The organism is Pseudomonas sp. P4_C4 (genome assembly GCF_056402055.1).
Genome location: NZ_JBFUID010000046.1, coordinates 45,257 through 51,529, shown reverse-complemented (window position 1 = coordinate 51,529; position 6,273 = coordinate 45,257). Strand labels below are relative to the sequence as shown.

Genomic DNA, 6,273 nt, shown 5'->3' with positions numbered 1-6,273 from the left:
TTATGTGTACACCTGTAGGAGCTGCCGAAGGCTGCGATCTTTTGATTTTGCTTGATCTTAGTTGTCGTAACCCAGGTTCGGCGCCAGCCAACGCTCGGTTACGCTCAGCTCCTGACCTTTACGCGAGGTGTAACTCTGCACCTGATCCTTGTCGATCTTGCCCACGGCGAAATACTGCGCCTGCGGGTGAGCGAAGTACCAGCCGCTGACCGCTGCCGCCGGGAACATCGCGTAGTGCTCGGTGAGGAACACACCGCTGCGGCCGGCCTTGAGTTCTTCCGCTTCCGGGTCCAGCAGCTTGAACAGCTGGGCTTTCTCGGTGTGGTCCGGGCAGGCCGGGTAGCCCGGTGCCGGACGGATGCCGGTGTATTGCTCCTTGATCAGTGCCTCGTTATCCAGCGCCTCATCCTTGGCATAACCCCAGTAGTCTTTACGCACCTGCTGGTGCAGCCACTCGGCACAGGCCTCGGCCAAGCGGTCGGCCAAGGCCTTGACCATAATCGAGTTGTAGTCGTCGCCCGCATCCTGATAGGCCTTGGCGACCTCTTCGGCACCGATCCCCGCGGTGGTGATGAAGCCACCCACGTAGTCGGTCACTTCACTGTCTTTGGGCGCCACGAAGTCGGCCAGGGAGAAGTTCGGCTTGCCATCGGTCTTGATGATCTGTTGACGCAAGTGGTGCAGCTTGGCCATTGGCTTGCCGTCATCGCCATAGAGCTCGATGTCGTCGTCATGCACCTGGTTGGCCGGCCAGAAGCCAAACACCGCGCGGGCGCTGATCAGTTTCTCGTCGATCAGTTTGGTGAGCATTTCCCGGGCATCTTTGTACAGCGAGGTGGCGGCTTCACCGACCACTTCGTCCTGGAGGATGCGCGGGAACTTGCCGGCCAGGTCCCAGGATATGAAAAACGGCGTCCAGTCGATGTATTCGGCCAGAACGTTGAGGTCGATGTTGTCCAGCACCCGCGTACCGGTGAAAGTCGGTTTGACCGGCGTGTAGCTCGCCCAGTCGAATTGCGGCTTCTTGGCGACGGCCGCGCCGTAGCTCAGGCGTTCGGTGCGGGCGCTGCGGTTGGCAGTGCGCTCGCGAACCTCAATGTAGTCCAGGCGGGTTTTCTCGACGAAGCCGGCCTTGAGTTCCTTGGACAGCAACTGGGTCGCCACGCCCACGGCGCGGGAGGCGTCGGTGACGTAGATCACCGCGTCGTTGCTGTACTTCGGCTCGATCTTCACCGCCGTGTGCGCCTTGGAGGTGGTCGCGCCACCAATCATCAACGGCAGGTGGAAGTCCTGACGCTGCATTTCGCGGGCGACGTGGACCATTTCATCCAGCGACGGGGTGATCAGGCCGGACAGGCCGATGATGTCGCACTTCTGTTCCTTGGCCACTTGCAGGATTTTTTCCGCCGGGACCATCACGCCGAGGTCGATGATGTCATAGCCGTTGCAACCCAGCACTACGCCAACGATGTTCTTGCCGATGTCGTGCACGTCGCCTTTCACGGTCGCCATCAGGATCTTGCCCTTGGCCTGCGGCTTGTCACCTTTTTCCAGTTCGATGAACGGGATCAGATGCGCCACGGCCTGCTTCATCACCCGAGCGGATTTCACCACCTGAGGCAGGAACATTTTACCGGCGCCGAACAGGTCGCCGACGATGTTCATGCCGGCCATCAACGGGCCTTCGATCACTTCGATCGGGCGGCTGAAGGACAGGCGTGATTCTTCGGTGTCTTCAACGATGTGGGTGGTGATGCCTTTGACCAGCGCATGCTCCAGACGCTTGTTGACGTCCCAGTTGCGCCACTCTTCGGTCTCGGCTTCCTTGACGCTGCCGTCGCCCTTGTACTTGTCGGCGATGGCGAGGAGGGCGTCGGTGCCTTCCGGGGTGCGGTTGAGGATCACGTCTTCCACGGCGTCGCGCAGCTCCACCGGGATCTGGTCGTAGATCTCCAGTTGGCCGGCGTTGACGATACCCATGGTCAGGCCGTTACGGATCGCATACAGCAGGAACACCGAGTGAATCGCCTCGCGCACCGGGTTGTTGCCACGGAACGAGAACGACACGTTGGACACGCCGCCGGAGGTCAGGGCGTACGGCAGTTCGTCACGGATGTAGGCACAGGCGTTGATGAAGTCCACAGCATAGTTGTTGTGTTCTTCGATGCCGGTGGCCACGGCGAAGATGTTCGGGTCGAAAATGATGTCTTCCGGCGGGAAGCCGACTTCGTTGACCAGAATGTCGTAGGAGCGTTTGCAGATTTCCTTCTTGCGCGCTTCGGTGTCGGCCTGGCCGGCTTCGTCGAAGGCCATCACCACCACGGCGGCGCCGTAGCGCTTGCACAGCTTGGCGTGATGGATGAACTGCTCGACGCCTTCTTTCATGCTGATCGAGTTGACGATGCCCTTGCCCTGGATGCACTTGAGGCCGGCTTCGATCACTTCCCACTTCGAGGAGTCGATCATGATCGGGACGCGGGAGATGTCCGGTTCGCCGGCGATCAGATTGAGGAAGGTCACCATGGCCTTCTTCGAATCGAGCATCCCTTCGTCCATGTTGATGTCGATCACCTGGGCGCCGGCTTCGACCTGCTGCAGGGCGACTTCCAGGGCTTCGGTGTAGTTGTCTTCGCGGATCAGGCGGGCGAACTTGGCGGAGCCGGTGATATTGGTGCGCTCGCCGACGTTGACGAACAGCGAGCTGCGATCGATGGTGAACGGCTCAAGGCCCGAGAGGCGGCACGCCTTGGGAATGTCCGGAATCTCGCGCGGCGCATATCCGGCCACAGCCTTGGCGATGGCTTCGATGTGGCCCGGCGTGGTGCCGCAGCAACCGCCGACGATGTTGAGGAAGCCGCTCTGGGCGAATTCTTCGATGACCTTGGCGGTTTCCGATGGCAATTCGTCGTACTCGCCGAATTCGTTCGGCAGGCCGGCGTTCGGGTGCGCGGAAACGTGGGTGTTGGCCTTGTTCGACAGCTCTTCGAGGTACGGGCGCAATTCGCGGGCGCCGAGGGCGCAGTTCAAACCGACGGAAATCGGCTTGGCGTGGGCCACGGAGTTCCAGAACGCTTCGGTGGTCTGGCCCGACAGGGTGCGGCCCGAGGCGTCGGTGATGGTGCCGGAAATCATGATCGGCAACTCAATGCCCAACTCCTCGAACACGCCCTGGACGGCGAAGATCGCCGCCTTGGCGTTCAGGGTGTCGAAAATGGTTTCGATCAGGATCAGGTCGGCGCCGCCTTCGATCAGGCCTTTGGTGGATTCGGTGTAGTTCTCCACCAGTTCATCGAAGGTCACGTTGCGGTAGCCGGGGTTGTTCACGTCCGGGGACAACGAGCAGGTGCGACTTGTAGGACCGAGCACGCCGGCAACGAAGCGCGGCTTGTCCGGGGTTTCCAGGGTCTTGGCGTCGGCGACCTTGCGCGCCAGGCGTGCGCCTTCTACGTTTAACTCATACGCCAGGCCTTGCATGCCATAGTCAGCCAGAGAGATCTGGGTGGCGTTGAAGGTGTTGGTTTCCAGAATGTCGGCGCCGGCGTCCAGGTAGGCTTTTTCAATGCCGCCAATCACATCCGGGCGAGTCAGTACCAACAGGTCGTTGTTGCCTTTGACATCGCTCGGCCAGTCAGCGAAGCGTTTGCCACGGTAATCCTGCTCTTCGAGCTTGTAGCTCTGGATCATCGTGCCCATACCGCCATCGAGAATCAGGATGCGCTCTTTGAGGGCGTGCTTGAGAGCTTGAAGGCGAGCGCTGCGATCGGACATTTGGACTACTCGGTAAGACCATGACGAAGGGCCGGGATGATAGCAAACCTGTGCGCTTTTGGAGCAAGACTCGAATTTGCATGAATATCGTTCATGTTGGCAAGGATGACAGACCGGTAGAATCGCGGCGTTTTTCCAGGATTCAGGACCAGGGACATGTCGTATCGCTTCGTCATCAGCACATTGTTTTTGTTTTTAAGCTGGGGCGCTGTGGCGCAAAGTCCGGCGATTTCTTCTGTCATTTCATACAGCCGCGACATTCAACCGATCTTCACTGAAAAGTGCGTGGCCTGCCACGCCTGCAACGACGCCGCCTGTCAGCTCAACCTGGGCAGCGGCGAGGGCGCGGCACGGGGCGCGACGAAAATCCCGGTCTACGACGGTGACCGCCGCCAGGCCGTTGCGCCGACCCGACTGTTCTATGACGCCTCCGGCAAACAGGCCTGGCAGCAAAAGGGCTTCTATTCGGTGCTCGATGCCCGGGGCAGCCAGGCCGCACTGATGGCGCGGATGCTGGAACTGGGCCACAAAACCCCATTGCAGCCCAGCGCCAAGCTGCCGGAAGACATCGTCCTGGGCCTGAACCGGGAAAACATGTGTGCCATGCCCGCGGAGTTCGACGGCTACGCCGCTTCGCACCCGAAAGAAGGCATGCCACTGGCAGTGACCGGCCTGACTGACCAGCAGTACCAGACGCTGCAACGCTGGCTGGCGGCAGGCGCGCCGATCGATCAGCAGGCGCTGGCGCCCAGCGCCAGGGAAGCCTTGGAGGTGGTGCAATGGGAAAACCTGCTCAATTCCCCGGGAGCCCGGGAAAGCCTGGTGGGGCGCTGGCTGTTCGAGCACTGGTTCCTCGCCCATCTCTACTTCAAGGATGGCGAGCCTGGGCATTTCTTCCAGTGGGTGCGTTCGCGCACCCCGACCGGCCAGCCGATCGACCTGATCAACACCCGTCGCCCGAACGATGATCCGGGCACGCAGTTTTACTATCGCTTGTGGCCTGTGCAGGGCGTGATCGTGCACAAGACCCACATCACCTATGCGCTGAGTGCGGCGAAACTGGCGCGGGTCAAGAGCCTGCTCTACAGCGGCAACTGGCAGGTCGACGCATTGCCGGGCTACGGGCCGCAGAGCCGGGCCAACCCGTTTGCCACCTTCGAAGCGATCCCGGCCCAGGCGCGCTATCAGTTCATGCTCGATAACGCCGAGTACTTTGTGCGCACGTTTATCCGCGGCCCGGTGTGCCGCGGGCAGATCGCCACGGACGTGATCCGCGATAATTTCTGGGCGCTGTTCCAGGCGCCCGAGCACGATCTCTATGTCACCGATCCGAACTATCGCGGGCAGGCCACGCCGTTGCTGGCGATGCCGGGGCAGAACGACGACGTCGGCAGCGTCCTCAGCCTGTGGCACGACTACCGCGACAAACGTAATGAATACGAAGCCTTGCGTCGGGACAGCTACGCTGACCTGCCGGCGCCAAGCTGGTCGACCCTGTGGGCGGGCAACGACAATGCGCTGCTGAGCATCTTCCGCCATTTCGACAGTGCTTCGGTGACCAAAGGCCTGATCGGCGACGTGCCGCAAACGATCTGGCTGTTCGACTATCCGCTGCTGGAGCGTACTTACTATCAACTGGCAGTGAACTTCGATGTGTTTGGCAACGTGTCCCACCAGGCCCAGACGCGGCTGTATTTCGACCTGATCCGCAACGGTGCCGAGCAGAATTTCCTGCGCCTGATGCCTGCCGATTCCCGGGATGGCTACCTCGACGACTGGTATCAGAACAGTGGAAAATTCAAGATGTGGCTGGACTACGAGTCCATCGACGATGACAAGCCGACTGCGTTGAATCTCAATCCGCAGGATCCCAAGCGCGACTTTGCCATGCAGTTGCTGGCCCGTTACGGCGATCTCAATGCCAGACCCGACCCGATCAACCGCTGCGACGGCGCCTACTGCTCGCGGCCGAACATTGATCCGGACCTGCAAAGTGCCGAACAGACGCTAAGCCGCCTGACTTCGCGTCCGGCGGCCGGGTTGAAAGTGATTGATCAACTGCCGGAAGCGACCCTGCTGCGCATCGAAACCCGTAGCGGCAAGCGTGAGGTCTATAGCCTGCTGCGCAACCGTGCCCACAGCAACGTCGCATTCCTGCTTGGCGAATCGCTGCGCTATCAGCCGGGGCTCGACACTCTGACGATTTTCCCGGGTGTACTCAGCAGCTATCCGAACTTCATGTTCAACATCCCGGCCGGGCAAGTGCCGGCGTTTGTGGATGCGATGGAAAGCGCCAAGGATACCGACAGCTTCGAGAAAATCGTCGAACGTTGGGGAATACGCCGCAGTCATCCGCAATTCTGGGCTTATTTCCATGACCTGAGCCGCTACATCCAAGAAACCGATCCGGTGGAAGAGGGCGTGCTGGACATGAACCGCTACGAGAATCTCTGAACCACCACAAATCCCCTTGTAGGAGCGAGCTCGCTCGCGATGGTCTCAAGT

Annotated in this window: 2 protein-coding genes; one reads left to right on the top strand and one right to left on the bottom strand. The window is 60.6% G+C overall.

Going from position 1 to position 6,273, the window contains the following annotated elements:
- Positions 1 to 57 precede the first annotated feature (57 nt).
- The gene (gene metH / locus AC1DXW_RS22055; protein WP_477760446.1) at positions 58 to 3,768 is read right to left on the bottom strand and encodes a methionine synthase; all 3,711 of its coding nucleotides are present in this window, start codon (positions 3,766 to 3,768) and stop codon (positions 58 to 60) included.
- 156 nt (positions 3,769 to 3,924) lie between these two features.
- Here metH and AC1DXW_RS22050 point away from each other — a divergent pair, with 156 nt between their 5' ends.
- On the top strand, positions 3,925 to 6,222 hold the full coding sequence (locus AC1DXW_RS22050) for a fatty acid cis/trans isomerase (protein WP_477760445.1): 2,298 nt from the start codon (positions 3,925 to 3,927) through the stop codon (positions 6,220 to 6,222).
- The last annotated feature ends 51 nt before the right edge of the window (positions 6,223 to 6,273 follow it).

What these genes read in the sequence shown, in the direction of transcription:
- AC1DXW_RS22050 (WP_477760445.1), top strand. Translation starts at nt 3,925, where the DNA reads ATGTCGTATCGCTTCGTCATCAGCACATTGTTTTTGTTTTTAAGCTGG.
- metH (WP_477760446.1), bottom strand. Translation starts at nt 3,768, where the DNA reads ATGTCCGATCGCAGCGCTCGCCTTCAAGCTCTCAAGCACGCCCTCAAA.